The 15,707-nt window shown below is 40.7% G+C and carries 20 protein-coding genes; 6 read left to right on the top strand and 14 right to left on the bottom strand.

Going from position 1 to position 15,707, the window contains the following annotated elements; genetic code table 11:
• The first annotated feature begins 23 nt into the window (after nucleotides 1–23).
• On the top strand, nucleotides 24–1,559 hold the full coding sequence (gene treF / locus OQY15_RS20890; protein WP_265793969.1) for an alpha,alpha-trehalase TreF: 1,536 nt from the start codon (nucleotides 24–26) through the stop codon (nucleotides 1,557–1,559).
• 47 nt (nucleotides 1,560–1,606) lie between these two features.
• Here the strand turns inward: treF and OQY15_RS20885 are convergent, their stop codons facing one another.
• From OQY15_RS20885 to OQY15_RS20875, 3 genes are read right to left on the bottom strand one after another with little or no spacing between them, the layout of a single operon-like run.
• Nucleotides 1,607–2,428, bottom strand: a complete 822-nt coding sequence (locus OQY15_RS20885; protein WP_265793968.1) for a hypothetical protein — start codon at nucleotides 2,426–2,428, stop codon at nucleotides 1,607–1,609.
• On the bottom strand, nucleotides 2,403–2,687 hold the full coding sequence (locus tag OQY15_RS20880; RefSeq protein WP_265793967.1) for a hypothetical protein: 285 nt from the start codon (nucleotides 2,685–2,687) through the stop codon (nucleotides 2,403–2,405). The genes OQY15_RS20885 and OQY15_RS20880 overlap by 26 nt, the downstream gene beginning before the upstream one ends.
• Nucleotides 2,674–3,036 carry a hypothetical protein gene (locus OQY15_RS20875; protein ID WP_265793965.1) on the bottom strand — a complete coding sequence of 121 codons (363 nt, stop codon included), beginning with the start codon at nucleotides 3,034–3,036 and terminating at the stop codon, nucleotides 2,674–2,676. Before OQY15_RS20875 ends, OQY15_RS20880 begins: the two co-directional genes overlap by 14 nt.
• Before the next feature lie 426 nt (nucleotides 3,037–3,462).
• On the opposite strand from OQY15_RS20875, the gene OQY15_RS20870 reads away from it, so the two are divergent.
• The gene (locus tag OQY15_RS20870) at nucleotides 3,463–4,080 is read left to right on the top strand and encodes a hypothetical protein (RefSeq protein ID WP_265793964.1); all 618 of its coding nucleotides are present in this window, start codon (nucleotides 3,463–3,465) and stop codon (nucleotides 4,078–4,080) included.
• Nucleotides 4,081–4,092: 12 nt separating this feature from the next.
• Here OQY15_RS20870 and OQY15_RS20865 read toward each other — a convergent pair whose 3' ends face one another.
• The 5 genes from OQY15_RS20865 to OQY15_RS20845 form a co-directional block, all read right to left on the bottom strand.
• Complete coding sequence (locus OQY15_RS20865) at nucleotides 4,093–5,001, bottom strand: helix-turn-helix transcriptional regulator (protein WP_265793963.1); 909 nt, start codon at nucleotides 4,999–5,001, stop codon at nucleotides 4,093–4,095.
• A gap of 12 nt (nucleotides 5,002–5,013) precedes the next feature.
• Entirely contained in the window at nucleotides 5,014–5,367 is a 354-nt protein-coding gene (locus OQY15_RS20860) for a hypothetical protein (RefSeq protein WP_265793961.1), read from the bottom strand.
• Between the two features lie 15 nt (nucleotides 5,368–5,382).
• The gene (locus OQY15_RS20855; RefSeq protein ID WP_265793960.1) at nucleotides 5,383–5,817 is read right to left on the bottom strand and encodes a DUF2147 domain-containing protein; all 435 of its coding nucleotides are present in this window, start codon (nucleotides 5,815–5,817) and stop codon (nucleotides 5,383–5,385) included.
• A 1-nt stretch (nucleotide 5,818) separates the two neighbouring features.
• Nucleotides 5,819–6,610, bottom strand: a complete 792-nt coding sequence (locus OQY15_RS20850) for an SDR family NAD(P)-dependent oxidoreductase (RefSeq protein ID WP_265793959.1) — start codon at nucleotides 6,608–6,610, stop codon at nucleotides 5,819–5,821.
• 192 nt (nucleotides 6,611–6,802) lie between these two features.
• Nucleotides 6,803–7,852 (bottom strand): NADP-dependent oxidoreductase, encoded by a 1,050-nt coding sequence (locus tag OQY15_RS20845; RefSeq protein ID WP_265793958.1) that lies wholly within the window; start codon nucleotides 7,850–7,852, stop codon nucleotides 6,803–6,805.
• A 127-nt stretch (nucleotides 7,853–7,979) separates the two neighbouring features.
• Between OQY15_RS20845 and OQY15_RS20840 the strand changes: the two genes are divergently transcribed.
• From OQY15_RS20840 to OQY15_RS20830, 3 genes are all read left to right on the top strand, one after another.
• Nucleotides 7,980–8,348 (top strand): helix-turn-helix domain-containing protein, encoded by a 369-nt coding sequence (locus tag OQY15_RS20840; protein WP_265793955.1) that lies wholly within the window; start codon nucleotides 7,980–7,982, stop codon nucleotides 8,346–8,348.
• A 138-nt stretch (nucleotides 8,349–8,486) separates the two neighbouring features.
• Complete coding sequence (locus tag OQY15_RS20835; protein ID WP_265793954.1) at nucleotides 8,487–9,383, top strand: NmrA family NAD(P)-binding protein; 897 nt, start codon at nucleotides 8,487–8,489, stop codon at nucleotides 9,381–9,383.
• Between the two features lie 64 nt (nucleotides 9,384–9,447).
• A complete protein-coding gene (locus tag OQY15_RS20830; RefSeq protein ID WP_265793952.1) occupies nucleotides 9,448–10,362 on the top strand; it encodes a helix-turn-helix domain-containing protein in 915 nt (304 codons plus the stop codon).
• Nucleotides 10,363–10,372: 10 nt separating this feature from the next.
• Here OQY15_RS20830 and OQY15_RS20825 read toward each other — a convergent pair whose 3' ends face one another.
• Nucleotides 10,373–10,756: a helix-turn-helix domain-containing protein gene (locus OQY15_RS20825; RefSeq protein WP_265793951.1), complete on the bottom strand. Its 384-nt coding sequence runs from the start codon at nucleotides 10,754–10,756 to the stop codon at nucleotides 10,373–10,375.
• Between the two features lie 108 nt (nucleotides 10,757–10,864).
• Here OQY15_RS20825 and OQY15_RS20820 point away from each other — a divergent pair, with 108 nt between their 5' ends.
• Nucleotides 10,865–11,563 (top strand): nitroreductase family protein, encoded by a 699-nt coding sequence (locus OQY15_RS20820; RefSeq protein WP_265793950.1) that lies wholly within the window; start codon nucleotides 10,865–10,867, stop codon nucleotides 11,561–11,563.
• A 32-nt stretch (nucleotides 11,564–11,595) separates the two neighbouring features.
• On the opposite strand, the gene OQY15_RS20815 is transcribed toward OQY15_RS20820, so the two are convergent.
• The 5 genes from OQY15_RS20815 to OQY15_RS20795 all read right to left on the bottom strand — a co-directional run bounded on the left by OQY15_RS20815 (nucleotide 11,596) and on the right by OQY15_RS20795 (nucleotide 15,392).
• Nucleotides 11,596–12,795: an FAD-dependent monooxygenase gene (locus OQY15_RS20815; protein WP_265793948.1), complete on the bottom strand. Its 1,200-nt coding sequence runs from the start codon at nucleotides 12,793–12,795 to the stop codon at nucleotides 11,596–11,598.
• Nucleotides 12,792–13,691, bottom strand: coding sequence for a magnesium/cobalt transporter CorA (gene corA, locus OQY15_RS20810; protein ID WP_265793947.1), 900 nt, complete (start codon nucleotides 13,689–13,691; stop codon nucleotides 12,792–12,794). Before corA ends, OQY15_RS20815 begins: the two co-directional genes overlap by 4 nt.
• Before the next feature lie 234 nt (nucleotides 13,692–13,925).
• Nucleotides 13,926–14,156, bottom strand: coding sequence for a hypothetical protein (locus tag OQY15_RS20805; RefSeq protein WP_265793946.1), 231 nt, complete (start codon nucleotides 14,154–14,156; stop codon nucleotides 13,926–13,928).
• A gap of 533 nt (nucleotides 14,157–14,689) precedes the next feature.
• Nucleotides 14,690–14,968, bottom strand: a complete 279-nt coding sequence (locus tag OQY15_RS20800; RefSeq protein WP_265793944.1) for a helix-turn-helix transcriptional regulator — start codon at nucleotides 14,966–14,968, stop codon at nucleotides 14,690–14,692.
• A gap of 70 nt (nucleotides 14,969–15,038) precedes the next feature.
• Nucleotides 15,039–15,392: a helix-turn-helix transcriptional regulator gene (locus OQY15_RS20795; RefSeq protein ID WP_265793943.1), complete on the bottom strand. Its 354-nt coding sequence runs from the start codon at nucleotides 15,390–15,392 to the stop codon at nucleotides 15,039–15,041.
• Nucleotides 15,393–15,707: the final 315 nt, after the last annotated feature.

Here is a 15,707-nt window from a genome sequence, read left to right as displayed (position 1 = left end):
GTTATTATTAAAAACACAACATAATGATATCGACGAATCCCTCACCAATATATAGTGTAGTACCTGCTATTTTACCACCAGATCAGTTATTTGGCCCCTTGTTTCACGATGTGCAAATGCAACAAATCTTTTCTGATTCAATAACATTTGCTGATTGTTGCCCCAAGCGTTCTCCTGAAGAAATCCTGAGTTTATATGAAATTGAGAAACATTTGGAGAACTTTAATCTTGCTGAATTTGTAGAAGCGTATTTTGAGATACCGCAGCCTATCAAAACAGATTATATCAGCGACCAAACGCTGCCTACCACTGAACATATCAATCGGCTCTGGCCACTGTTAACACGGGCAACGCAGTCAGATTGCTCCATGTTGCCTGTTCCAAAATCTTATATTGTTCCCGGCGGCAGGTTCAGAGGCCTGTACTATTGGGATAGCTACTTCACAATGTTAGGTTTACAAACTGCAGGCAAGTATGATCTTATCAGAGATATGGTTGATAACTTCGCATACCTGGTTGATGCATATGGCCATATTCCAAATGCAAACAGGAGTTATTACCTTACCCGCTCCCAGCCTCCTTTTTTCGCTCCAATGATATCTCTGCTCGCAGAGATTGACGGACCGGAAGTATTTGCCAAATATCTTCCGCACCTTCAGAAAGAATACAATTACTGGATGGATGGGTACTTCCGCCTGTCAGACAGTGAAACGAAGTTCCGACGGGTAGTTTTACTGCCAGACGGAAGTTTCCTGAACCGATACTGGGATGATCTTGCTGCTCCCCGTCCTGAATCATATCATGAAGATGTTGAAATGGCGCATCAGACTACTTCATATGGTGTGGAGCCTTCAACATTTTACAGGCACATCAGGGCAGCTTGCGAGTCGGGCTGGGATTTTTCCTGCCGCTGGTTCAGGGATGCCGATCATATAGAAAGCGTTCAAACAACAGACCTGATACCGGTAGATTTAAACTGCCTTTTATACGAATTGGAGTTAACCTTGTCAAAAGCGTATGACCATAGCGAATTTTCTGAACCTTCCGGCCATTTTCTGGAGAAGGCTGAACAGAGGAAGAAAGCAATCATGCAATATTGCTGGAATGAAGAGAAGCAATTTTTCATGGACTACGATATATCCTTAAATAAATCCACCAAAATCATGTCTCTGGCAGCAGTATATCCGCTGGTTTTCAAGATTGCTACCGACGAACAGGCGAGTCATGTTCATGAACATATCAAGGAGAGCTTCCTGAAAAATGGCGGAGTTGTTTCCTCGCTGTACGAGAGTGGCCAGCAGTGGGACTTCCCTAATGGTTGGGCTCCTCTGCAATACATGACCTACGTAGCGCTTCGCAATTACAATTTTGATGATACTGCAGACGAATTGAAGAATCGTTGGATTGCTTTGAATGATAAGGTTTTCAGAGAAACTGGTAAGATGATGGAGAAGTACAATGTAGTAGATATTGATCTCCCAGCCGGAGGTGGAGAATATCCAAACCAGGATGGTTTTGGCTGGACGAATGCGATATATTTATGGATGAAAAAATACTAGCTTAATCTCGAGCTCAACTATGTAGGCGCTGTCTATGTAAACAGCGCCTACTTTATGATCTGACTGGCTTGCTTAAAACTCTCAATTACCTTCTGCAATTCAGGTTCCGGAACATCAATTTCTATAATTTCAAAAGCATGTTCATACTTCTTTACAGGATAATTGATATTTGGAAATTTCCCGTTGGGGCTTGCATTACAGATTGCTCTCATTTTATAGAGGTACATATCATCATCGCGTTTATCTTTTACAATAAACGAATATGGCATTGGCTTTTTTCTGAAATAAAAATAGCTGGAGTCAGGTTCCTGGACCTCTCGCCTTCTGTTTAGATATTTTTCTATCAATATTCCCTTGTCCACGTCACGCTCAACGTACATTGAATCTTTTCCCTTACTTTTTACGCTATAGAAAAATGCAGGAGGTGTTAGGGTTGAATTAATAAAAGAGTCCACATCAATTTTAATATGCTTTCCTGTTTTATAGATCGACGAATTAAAAGCAAGTCCATACTTTTCCCCTTTTTTACTGATATAATAGACGTAGCTAGAATCGATAGTAGTCTTTTCTTCCAATACTTCATTGGTGCCAGGTTTCAGTCTGGTATCAACTGTAAAATTATTTTGACGCGTTCTTGCAATGAGGTAGTCTTTTGAACAAAAAACGTCAGCATACTGGCGTTCCGCAACAAGTTCCCCATCAATTAACATTTGAAAAACCCAACTGATATGTAAGGCTTTAAATTTGGAATCAACTTTTGAATGGGTAAATGCACAGAATATCAAGATAATCGCAATCACAAGTAAGGAATTTCTTCTATTGAAATACATATTCATAAGCTTATCACACATAAAAATGATGTTGAGCATATCCGTTAGTACTGCCATCAGCAAATCTCATGTTCCATTCAAAAGGAAAACCACCGCAATTGAATGATTGTCTAATTCTAAAATTTAATGTCACTGTTGCTACAGTTGGAGTAATTGAAGTTTCGGGTGTATTCAAATCAAACCACTGCAGGGTAAATCCAGAAGTTAAACCAGCCAGTATAACGCCTTGATGTGAAAGTGCTGTAAATTCCCACGAACCAGCTATCAACTCTTGTGTGGCTACCTCACGACTTTTCATATCTATAAATATTGCCCACCTGTTTGAAAGGTATCCAGGTGTATGTGATTGTCCTATGTGAGGGATCAATATTAGTAACAGTTTCTGATACGAAATCGCTAGCTACTGTAACTTGACCTGCCATCCATTCACCATAGCCTCCGCAACCACCTCCTACTCCACCACTCCCTGGATCTCCGCCAGGAAATGGATCATTACCTGGGAACTGTGGTCCACCACCACCTCCTCCTCCTCCTTCAACCCAAGGCGGCAATGTGAGATTACCAAATAAGATTATTGGCGCTGTAGCCTTAATTCCAACCTTTGCTGAAAGTTTTCTTTCTTCTTTTGCACTATGTGTTTTCATCATATTTTAGATTTAAAGGGTACCTAATTGATTCTGAATTGGCAATAGTTGTATCAGGTCCAAGATGTAGAGCATTCAGAAATCATATATTTCAAATGAACAATCGTTTATACTAAATTACATTTTCCTTTTATCGCTAAAAGAGACGGCGGGGACATTCCCAGTTTTATACTGAGGAAGTAGTAGATGTTAATGCTTGGCTTCTATGCACAATTTGAAGCTACTATAGTGACCGAAGTCGAGGTTTAATGTCTCTTCGTCCGCCATATTGAACTGTACCCGGAATTGGTATACAGTATATGACACTCAGATATTGAAATTGTATTTACGGTAATGTGTTTTTTTGACTAATTTGCTGTTCAGATAATTTAAAATATATAATTTTTATGATCAAGAAAAATTCTTGCTTTCCGTTAACCTCTTTATCATATGAACATTAACAATTTTGGCGCATTTGACGCAGAAGTATGGGGAACGGTTTCAGACTGGGGCGTCTTTTTTGTCACTGCTGGAACTGGGATTCTAGTTTATTTAACTCTCCGATCACAGAATAAAGTTCTTAAATCACAACAGGAAACATTGAGTTCACAATTGAAAGTTCAACAGATTGAACAGGCACGTTTTCAATCAGAAGTTGTACCATCATTTTCTTCTACCATGGGAAGAGTTGACACTGAAATAAATCCAGAAAATGAAGATAAAACAAGGACACATCTCGGCTTCTCGATAAAGAATATTGCCAAAAACTCGATCAAAGATATTGATATAAAAGTTTCAGACACTAATTGGTTAATTAGGGAGCCCTATCACACAAAGCAATTGGATCCTAACTATAACCTGACTATTTATGCCATTGGTGAGCCGAAGGTTATAATTAGTGATAGTGGTTATAAATCCAAGGTCAGTGTAGGGTGTGATATAGAAATACATTATGCTGATATATTCAGAAATAGGTATATTCATTATATCACATATAATCCTTTGAGCACTGAAAGTAAATTATACGATAATTACATTAAGAGAGTTACACCAGATTTGTTTATGTAGTTGAAGTGGTCTCTAAGTAAAGGAAGCCCGAAACGCCAATGGTGATTGTTTGGTCTTGCTTTTGAATAATTTACTGAATGACTGAGAATGCTCAAAGCCTAAACCGTAGGCAATCTCACTCACGGATAGTTCAGTCGTAGACAGCTTTTCTTTCGCTTTTTCAATCAGCTTCTCCTGGATGATCTGTTGGGTAGTTTGTCCAGTTAGTTGTTTCAGCAAGCTACTCAGATATTTAGAGGATATGTTCAAAGTTTCAGCAACATACTGCACCGTTGGAGCCCCTTTTGAGAGCAAAGCATCATTGTTGAGGTATCCATCCACTAGCTCCTCCAATCTGCCCAGTATCCTACTATTCGTTATCTTCCGGGTAATAAATTGCCGCTGATAAAAGCGTTCGGCGTAATTCAGCAGTGTTTCAATATTTGAAATAATAATATCCTGACTGAACTTGTCGATGTTGGTATGATATTCATTTCTGATATTCATGATAATGCCATTGATAACAGTTTCTTCTTTATCAGAAAGAAACAGCGCTTCATTGGTCGCATAGCTAAAGAATTCGTATTTCTTAATCTTTGCTGCAAGCGATGTATTCCAGAGGAAATCGGGGTGTATAAAAAGCATCCAACCTTCCAAAGCTGGCGGCAGACCATTCTCCTCGCCACGCAGGACCTGCCCCGGGGACATGAAGCCCATCAAGCCTTCATCAAAATCATACTTCTGCTGTCCGTAAAACAGGTTGTCGCAGCCCCTTTTCATGGAGATCACATACAGATCGAAAATCACAGCATCGATATCATGGTCATTTTTAAACCCTTTGAGATCAACAATACTGATGAGAGGATGATGAGGCTTTGGCAGCCCCATCAAGCGGTGAATCTCTGTTATCGACTTAATTCTATATGGCACATCGTTAGACATATGGCAATTTAGTTAATTTTTAAAAGGATATTTCAGCCAGATCATGATAAGTGGCATCGCTAAAAAAGGAATCTCCATCAAAGCGATCTTATAGTTTCCCGAGCGTAATGCTAGTCCCATGATCAGGAGGATAGAAATAGCATTCAGCATATTCCCGAGAAAGAATGTCTGAGGGATAAGCAAAAGCACACCGATAGCGAGAGTCAAAATCACGAATACCGGTACGGCCGACTTATTTATCCCGAGGGTTGTCATCATGTCCAGCGATGTCGGGTTGGTCTGATAATGTGCCGTATCCCATGCGTGTTTAAAGCTGAGCGATACAGATACGATCAGCAGTATTAATGAAATAATGTTTTTTATCATTGCTTTTAGATTTTGTTATTGCATACGTTTCCATTTGTATGTTTTGCCTAGCATAGGTACACCTTTATAACCCCTTGTTTCGAGGTCATCAACACCGTTAAGCTTGGCTTTTAGGCTATACATATTTCCATCCTGCACACTATATAATTTGCCATCTACAAACTCGCCATCTTTATAGACAAGTCCCGTGATATGTGTCAGCCCCTGCACCGGCCTGTTTCTTAGTTTTTCGTTAGGGTTCTTCAAATCTCTTTTGGATGTTTTCCCATCGCCCTCAAACATATCACTTGACCACAAAAGTTTGGCCGAATATGTACCGGCGGCTTTATAAACCTCTATAGTATAGTCAGTACATTGCCAAGTGCCAAGAATCTGCTCTGCTGGTAGTTTCTGAGCAAAAGTTGCCATTGTTAAAAGCATCATGATTGCCGCTAAAATTGTTTTTTTCATGTTAATTAGGGATTATGTTACTATTTAATTGCTTGAATTTTTCAAATTCTCTGTGCCCGAAATTGATCAGAGTACCTGGTATGAGCCGACTTACCAATTTGATGACACTAATGAGGAAAGGCTTGAGTTCCGTTTGGTCTTTTTGCAATCCCTTGATGGCCACGCTAACCATTTTCCCGACATCCATCATCATGGATTCATTAGTTGGCAACACCCAGTCTTTTTGCAGATTGGTATTGACGCCTGGAGGAATCATCTCAAAAACCTTTACGCTGGACCCTTTCAGCTGCAAACGCAAAGATTGTGTGTAAGCCCTCACTCCTGCTTTACTGGCACTGTACACCGGTGCTACCGAATAGGGCATAAAAGCAATGCCCGACGAAACATTCACAACGGCTGCAGAATCCTTTTTAATTAGCTGCGGTAAGAATTGGTGCACCATTTGGATGGTTCCAGAAAGATTGATATCAATCTCCCGCGAAATGTCCTCGAGGCTTTTTTCGGTATCCTGCAGGTCCAGCAGCCGCATCTCTCCAGCATTGTTGATGATGATATTCAGGTCGGGAAATTGCCGGGTGACAGTTTCATAAAGCTGCCTGATATTCTGCGGATTGCTGACATCACTTTGAAAAGTTTGCACATTAGGAAATTGCCTTTGGGTTTCCGCTAGTTTATCCTGATCACGACCGGTAATGATGATTTGGGTACCAAGTTCAGTAAGTTGTTTGACCAGTTCCAACCCGATTCCACTGGTCCCACCGGTGATCAGAACTGTGCTATTTTGTAAATCCATATCTGATGTTTTTTGTTACATCAAAGTTGCAGGATACGCCAGGGTAAAATGTATGCAAAAGTCGCTAGGTTGTAGCCGAAATGGAGAATAGATCTTATGAAAAGGCCTGAAGTTTTATCCAAATCTTCAGGCCCAATAGAAATTATGAGTTATAATTGTTAGTGCGGCAGCAGGGAGCACCTATCTCATCCACTAACTTACAGTAAGAACTATTTTACCCTGGATGTTACCCTGAGCGGCACGTTCATGTGCTTTGCGGGCTTCGGATAGCGGAAACGTACTGTCAATGGCTACCCGTATTGTTCCATCGTTAAGTAATGGAGCTAGTTCTGCGAGCTGCGCACCACTCGAACGAACCTGCGTTGCTGATACCGTTACACCAAGTTCTTTACCCACTTCAGCATCTGTGAAACCTAATGGGAAAACCGGGAACAAGGCACCACCACGTTTTATCGTACGTAGAAATCTGCCAGTCGTAGGACCGCCAACTCCGTCTAAAACAAGATCAACATCATGAACAACGTTTTCGGGAACAATCTTGGTATAGTCAATAAATTCATCCACCTCAAGATCGCGCAGGAACGCTTCATGCTTACCTGATGCCACCGCGATGACATATGCACCCTTCCATTTCGCGAGTTGTACCGCGAAATGTCCCACCCCTCCTCCAGCACCGTTGATCACTACCCTTTTGCCTTCCAGCGGAACAGGTTCGTGTTTAAAGGACTGTAAGGGATTTTGCTCGTCATGCCCAAGTTCAATCAAAAATTGCCAGGCAGTTAGCAATGACATCGGCGCTGCCGCGGCATGGATGTGATCTATACCTGCTGGCTTAAGCGCTACTTCTGATGCAGGAACAGTTACATATTCAGCATAACCCTGACTCTCAGCCATCATTCCGGTGGGAAATCTAACCATTGAGTATACCTCGTCACCAACATTGAAATCTGTAACATCCTCAGCGACTCCCTCAATAACACCCGATATATCTGTTCCCAGGATAATTGGGAAATTCACCTTCGGCTGCCATTCCGGAGGAAGAGTTCTATAGCCGTCACGTAGATACCAGTCGGGAGGGTTGAGTCCCACTGCATGAACGCGGATACGCACTTCACCTGGCATTATTTCTGGCACCGGTGCATCCTCATATACCAACACTTCTGGTCCGCCGAATTCGTGTTGGCGAACAGCTTTCATCATTCCATTTTCTATCGTATTTATTTTATCCTCAAATTGTTCCATAACTGTATAAATTAATGAGCTACAAACTTAGACCGTTTGATTACCTTTGACAAGTATGTACTTATTTGTATGTTACATACTTAAAAGAATGTATTGTTGATAATCAATAGTTTGACCCTTATTTAAAATGAAAAATAAATCAAAAATTCCCGAGTGTATACAGAGATGTGGCGTTGAATATGCTTTTAAACGTATCGGAGGAAAATATAAAGGCCGCATCTTATGGCACCTGAGCATGCAAGCTGTATTGCGTTATGGAGAGTTGAGCAGGACATTGCCAGACATTACCACTAAAATGCTTACCCAAACCTTACGCGAACTGGAAGAAGATAAATTAATCATCCGAAAGATGTACCACGTTGTGCCACCCAAGGTAGAATATTCCTTGAGCGATACAGGTCTGGAATTAGTGCCTTTTATCAATCATTTACACAATTGGGGACAGAAACAACTGGAGAAAGAATCATTGGATAACAAGGAAGCGATGACTTCGTGATTTCTGAAATATCGTTGTAGGAGGAACCTGAGAAAAATCAGTTCCTCACAAATAACCATTTCTGATTACAACAAAGTCAGATCTGGATACATTCCTCCGCCATTGCGCCTGTAGTTTTGCATAAACAATTATGACAAAATGAAAATCACACTCACAGGTTCTTTGGGAAATATAAATATCCCACTAATAAAAAATCTAATTTCAAAAGGACATACTGTCACGGTTATCAGCAGAGATCCGGAAAAAAGATCAATCATTGACGCGCTGGGCGCTACAGCAGCTATAGGTTCTATGGAAGATCCGGCATTCCTCAACACCGCATTTTCTGGTGCAGATGCTGTCTATTTAATGGAGCCACCGGTTGACTTTTTTGACAAAGAGCTTGATATAGCAGCCTATTACGGAGAATTAGGCCACAGTTTCGCAAAGGCAGTGCTAGACTCAAGAGTACGGCACGTAGTACATTTAAGCAGCATCGGCGCACATACCGATCAGGGTGTCGGAATGCTCCACTTCCACCACCTGGTTGAAAATATTCTAAAAGAATTACCTGCTGATATCTCGATTACGCATGTCCGTGCGCTTGCCATTTATTATAATCTCCTCAACTTCATTCCCGGAATTAAATTTACAAGTAGGATTGCTGCCAATTATGGTGGGGATGATATCATCCCATGGGTGTCTCCTATCGATATTGCTGATGTAATAGCTGAAGAACTGGAAGCCACAGCAGAGGGCAGGAAATTCCGCTATGTGGTAAGTGATGAATTGTCATGTAATGAAGTTGCGAAAATACTAGGTGACGCGATAGGAAAGCCAGACCTGAAATGGGAGGTCGTCTCTGATGAAGAAGAGTATTCCAAATTTCTGAAGATCGGTATGGCTCCTCAACAGGTTTCCGGACTGGTAGAAATGAATGCCTCCATGCATAGCGGAACATTGTTTGAACATTACCAGCAGCACAAGCCATCAGTATTTGGTACGATCAAAATGACCGATTATGCCAAAGAATTCGCAAAGGCTTACAATGGCTAAGCGTGTAGCAGAACACTACATCCATCCCTAAATAATTATATTTGAGTTTCGTTATTGCTGACATATGAAGGAAGTGCGCAAGTTAAAATCATTGATAGAATTTCACCGGTCCAGAGGTTTACCCCCACCACTGCACCCGCTGATCAGTGTGGTAGATTATGCTACAATGCGCTTGTCGCCAGAAAATAACAACGTCAGCTGGGTCTATGATTTCTACTCCATAGCACTCAAAAGAAATATGCCGGCCAAAATAAAATATGGACAGCAGCAATATGATTTTGATGAAGGATTAATGTTTTTCATTGCGCCCGGGCAGGTATTCAGCATTGAGGTACCGCAAGAGAGACAGGATAATAAATCTGGTTGGTTCTTGCTGATCCATCCCGACTTCCTCTGGAATACTGCCCTGGCGAAAAAAATGAGGAAATATGAGTTTTTTGATTATTCTGTAAGCGAAGCGCTCTTTCTTTCGGAAAATGAAGAGGTAATCCTGGAAGGTATCATTCAGAATATCAAATCTGAGCACCGTTCCAATATTGATAAGTTTAGCCAGAATATCATCATATCACAGATCGAAACCCTGCTGAACTACGCTGAAAGATTTTACCAGAGGCAGTTTATCACCCGTAAAATAAGCAACCATGAGGTGCTTGACCGTATGGAAGGTATCCTGGCAAAATATTTCGACAATGATAATCTATCAGCCCTGGGACTTCCTACTGTGCAATATTTAACGAACGAACTGAATATATCTCCCGGATATCTAAGCCGCCTATTAAAGGAGCTTACCGGGCTCAGTACACAGCAGCATATCCAAAATAAGATTATAGAGAAAGCAAAAGAAAACCTCTCTACTACAACCCTGTCTGTCAGTGAAATTGCCTACAGACTGGGTTTTGAGCATAGCCAGTCGTTTAGTAAGATGTTCAAATCAAAGACCAATCTTTCACCCCTGGAGTTCAGATCTTCGTACTCATAAAGGATTTGTATTAAACGACCTTTTCCCTGAACGAGCTTTTGATACGGTCGCGGTGTTGCAAACCCCACTCAGCGATTGTATCAGAAAGATCCCTAAGCGACATCCCATAATCAGAAACGCTATAAGTAACAGAAACTGGCTTGCTCAGGCTCACATGACGGTTGATCAGACCGTTGATTTCCAGATCCTTTAACTCCCGACTGAGCACTTTCCCTGATAGGGGTTCAATGTCACTCAATATTTCAGAATAGCGCATTGGTTTATAGCACAGTCGGGCCAGGATCGGCAGTTTCCATTTCCCTGACAGCAGCTCCATCGTATCATCAATAGCTCTTATCTTTTTTAGGCAGTCGCCAAAAGGCGGTAATGACTGATCAGTAGTTTCTAATTCCATAAGGTTACTTTCTTGTCACTATGGTGACTCAGATGTCACCATTACTTTCGGTCACAAAGTTACTTATTGACACCAGGCAAAGGTACATTTGTTTAAATATTTTACATTATGAGTTTATTAACTGATCTGGAGTGGCGTTATGCTACCAAAAAAATGAATGGGAAAAAGATCCCGCAGGAGAAGCTGGATTATATATTAGAAGCCGCGCGACTGGCGCCGTCTTCATCGGGATTACAACAGTATAAAGTTATAGTCATTTCCGATAGTGCACTATTGGAGCGGATTAGGCTGGTTGCCTATGATCAAAGCCAAATCACTGACTGCTCGCATTTGCTGGTTTTTGCTGCATGGGACGGATATACGGATGAACGGATCTCTAATGTCTTCAATTATATCATGGATGAACGTGGCCTGCCACATGAGACAATGGATGGATACAAACAGGTGATTCTTGATTTGTACGAACGGTCCGGTCAGGAATGGCAGGCACATCATGCTGCCAAGCAGAGCTATATATCTTTTGCAATGGCTATTGCTGCTGCCGCAGAACAAAAGGTAGATGCAACACCGATCGAAGGTTTTCTATCTGAAAAACTCGATGAGTTGTTAAACCTGAAAGGCTCAGGTTATAAAAGCACCGTGATACTTCCTCTGGGCTACCGGGAAAGTGAACAGGATTGGTTGGTTAACATGAAAAAGGTAAGAACACCAAAATCAATGTTTATCACCGAGATGACCATGGCGGATGCTTCCACTGATGTCGATCTTCCTGCGCCAATGAATCTAGACTCATTTGTCCAAAAGTAAAACCTTAGGAGGGCGCGCTTCCAGCTGCCCTCCTATTTTCTGTTTCCATAATCAGGAAGAATAATCTCTGGTTTCGGCTCTTTTTTCTCCTTACCAAACAAACCGGTAACCCATTTGGCAGGCTTGCTGCCTACGATAGACACCATAGTATTTAATACCCTTACACCAAGCTTGGTTTGTGGATAGACAATGCCAGGTATTCCCGGAGGAAGTTTCTGGCATTTCTCAACATATGGACGCATCTTTTGCTCATATGCTTTAAAAGCTTCCTCATAGTTATCCGCCTTGAATAACTCGCCCGCAAGGATATAAGCTCCGGACATAGCCATGTCAGTACCCTTACCGGCAATCGGTGTCGCGCAATACGCCGCATCCCCAACAATCGCTACTCTCCCTTCGCTCCATTTGGCAGCTTTAACCTGGCTTACTCTTTCAAAATAGAGATCGTTGGTTTTTCTAATTTCCCTGATCAGCCGCTCAGATTCCCAGCCGCTGCCCTTGATACGTTTAACTAATGCTTTCTTTTGCTGATCCAGTGAGAGGCCTTTGTATCGATCTTCTTCTGCAGTAAAAGTAACAGAAGCTCTTGTCTCCCCATAATTATCCGGACGCATCATGAACACGATTCCCTTCTCTGCATTGCACCATCGCGCCCATCTGCTGTCCTTCGCTGATTTTGAGATCGTCAGATAAGCTGTATATAAGCCAAGATATTTAAAATCAGGCTTATCTTTGAAAGCAAGCTGCCGTGTTGCTGATCCTATTCCTTCCGCAGCGATCACCAGGTCAAAAGTTTCTGCATTACCGTTTGAAAAGGTAACTGCTACATTTTCTTTAGATTGTACCATAGCTGTGATGTACTGATTAAAGCGATAATCAACATCGTCCTTCGTTTGATCATAAAGGATCTGCACCAGGTCACCGCGCAGGATCTCCAGCTCCTGGGTCATGCTCAGTGAATTTCCTACCGGAAACTCTGCTACTGTTTCGTTATTTACATTGACGAAGCGCAGGCCTACCTCTGTAGTGTTCTTTTCGCGGATAGCTTTTTCTATACCCATCTTGCGTGCTATCTCAGCTGCCGGTCCTTTAACATCAATGTTCTGCCCGCCCAACCTGAGCTCGGGCGCACGTTCAACAACTGTTACTTTAAATCCATACTTATTGAGCCAATAAGCCAGCGTTGGCCCGGCAATACTTGCGCCAGTGACCAATATTTTCTTATTTATCATAACCACTTCTTTCTTTTAAACCAGATATAGATCAGCAAGGTGATCACCACCATCAGCAGCATTACGCCGGGATATCCCAGCTTCCATTTTAGTTCTGGCATAAACTCAAAGTTCATCCCATACACGCCCACAATGAAAGTCAAGGGCATAAAGAACACGGAAAAAATCGTCAGGATCCTTATCGTTTCGTTTGTTCTTTGAGAAGAGGCAGAAAAGTAAACATTGAGGAGCTGGTTGATATTTTCTGACTGCGAAGAAAACATGTTTTGCAGTTTAAGATAATGGTCCCTGGTATCTCTGGTATCCACCGTTCCATGTTCCTTATCATCAATGTTATCAATAATATCATATGATAGAATAAGCATCTGCTTAAGCAGGTCAGTCTTGCGTTTTAAATAATAGAGCCCTTTTAAGATAGGTCCATTCTTTGGACGCAGAAATACGACCTCTTCAAAATGATCAATTGATTTTGATAGCTTCAGCAAAGGTGGTTCGTAGGTATTGAGACAGGCACTGATCAGGATATTAAGTAATTCTGCTGTTGTTGAGCAAGGTTTCTCTTTTAAAGAGTCTTTCACCTGCTCAATTAAAGGTTGTTTTCTGCGGTGTATAGTCAGTACAAACTCTTCAGAAATGAAAATAGCGATCTTGTTGGTAAGCTCCTGTATGCTATCAGCTTCAGGCAGATCATTGTCAGTATATAGGCGAAAGATGATAAACGCATACTTCTCCATGCGCTCAAATTTTGGCAGGTGGTCTGGCTGCAAGCAATCCTTAACCAATGCGGGATGCAGGTTGTATTTTTGTGCTAACTCTTTAAATTCCTCTTCAGTTGGAGCCGTGATGTCTATCCACTCCAAACCGTTCAACGCACTGTCTGCTATTTGATTTATCATTATTCTTTATTTTATACAAAACCCTCACCAGAATCCACTGGCAAGGGCTACTAATAATCTATTAATCTCAAACGCGGCTGAGATATGATAAACGAACGGCTTTGAGCATTGTTTGAGATTTGGGGTATAAAAAAATCCCCGGCATTTCTACCGGGGATCTTTAATAGGGTATGTATTTCAATTAGGTCGCATTTGATCAACATGAAGAAACCATTAAGGTTTTAAAATAATTGCCTATTCTTCATTTAATTTCCTGATCTCGTAAATGCGACTTTGTATTGCATCATTGATCTCCGGCTCCAGGTTCTCAATAACTGCCAGTAAGTTAACTTTACTATCGATACTGAGATTGCCCTGATGTGTCCAAATCTTCCTTTTAAGCTGGTCGAGATGCTCTTTTGATTCCTGAGCTTTGAATTGCAGAAATGCAATCATCTCGGCAGTATCAACCAATAATTCATTCATAGATGATAGATTATGTTACAATTGAATACTTAAAATCCAATTCCAGGCCAAAACCCCTTGAGATACTGTTTAATAAACTTATTTGTGTAATGAAACAAAAAAAATAGCACAAATACATGTAATTTCGGACATAGGGAAGTTTTGAAAGACTCCATTTCAAAATTACTTTTCTCCCTGCATTTTTTCTTTATTCTTCATATCTTAGGTATTGTTAAAACGATCAGATTTTGATACCTCCTATTGAACAATACGCTATTGATATATCAATAAAGCTTAGACGCCAGCACAACTTGAAACTGAGTGATATCGCACAAATTCTCAATACCACAACTTCATTTGTGGGCAACGTGGAAAATACTTCAAATCTTGCTAAGTACAACTTGAAACATATAAATACTCTGGCGGCATATTTTGGGGTTTCTCCAAGACTCTTTATGCCAGACAAGCCTTTTAAAGAATCCAGAGACACAGATATATGATTATTAATCTTTCGTTATGATGGCAGATAAGACCATTAATATATAATATCCGGTCTACCCTTTAATTGGAGGAAAATCGTTAAACATATCTTCAGTTAGGTGCTCAACATAGAGCAAATTCATTACCTCTACTTCCAGTATTACCGCAATTTGAAAGAGCCGGTTTAAAGTAATCGCACTTCGGAAAAGCTCAATCTTGCTGTATGCATTTTGTGATATAGAAAGTTTAGCCGCAACATAATGTTGCGAATAATTACGATATTCCCTGATTTTTCTAATGTTGATAATAGCAGTCCTTACTTTGCCCTCTATTATCTTATTTTTACTATTCATGTTTCTCTATATAAAGATTTTAAACTAGTAATAATGTGGACTTCATCCTCGATCAATAAGACTGGCTGACTCATTTTCCTGATCTATGCAATTCTTCATAAAGGTTGATTGTCTTTGTCTGGAGTTCTCCGATTTTTGTTTCACATAATGTTATTTTTTCTTTAAGGTCATTAACTGTCGCTGCTACCTGATACAAAATATGCACATCGCTATCATTTAGCAGATCCAGTACATGAACCTCCAAAAGCTGAGCAATCTGTTGTAATCTTGAAATGTTGGAATCTGTGAACCCAAGTTCGATCTTCGAATAGGCAGCACTGGAAATTGAAAGCTTCTTTGCGATTTCGCTCTGCGGCCACCCCTTTCGTTTCCTCAAAAATTTGATTCTCGATCCTACCTTATTTACAGAATTAATATTTGCCATACTTCACTTTAGCTTTAGAAACCAAATTGTTTTCTTCAGCCAATGGCTTGGTGCCGGGATGGTAAAGGCTTTGAAGAAATAATTTGGTTAGAACTTTAACAATTTGGTAAACTCTGTCAAATATAGTATATGTATGCTTTTGCGATACATTAGATGAATAAATTTTGTGAGTACTTATATTTATATTTAATAATTTACAGTATTTTGTTTAATTAAACAACAATTTAGAGTAAATATACAGCTGCTTTCATTCTCGTCTTTTATAGGCCCCATTAAGTAATTGGCTGACCTATACATGTAAAATGATATTAACAC

The organism is Pedobacter sp. MC2016-15, from assembly GCF_026239695.1.
In the GTDB taxonomy this organism is placed as follows: Bacteria; Bacteroidota; Bacteroidia; order Sphingobacteriales; family Sphingobacteriaceae; genus Pedobacter.
Note: the sequence above shows the minus strand (reverse complement) of the source record. Positions and strands in the feature narration are given on the sequence as shown.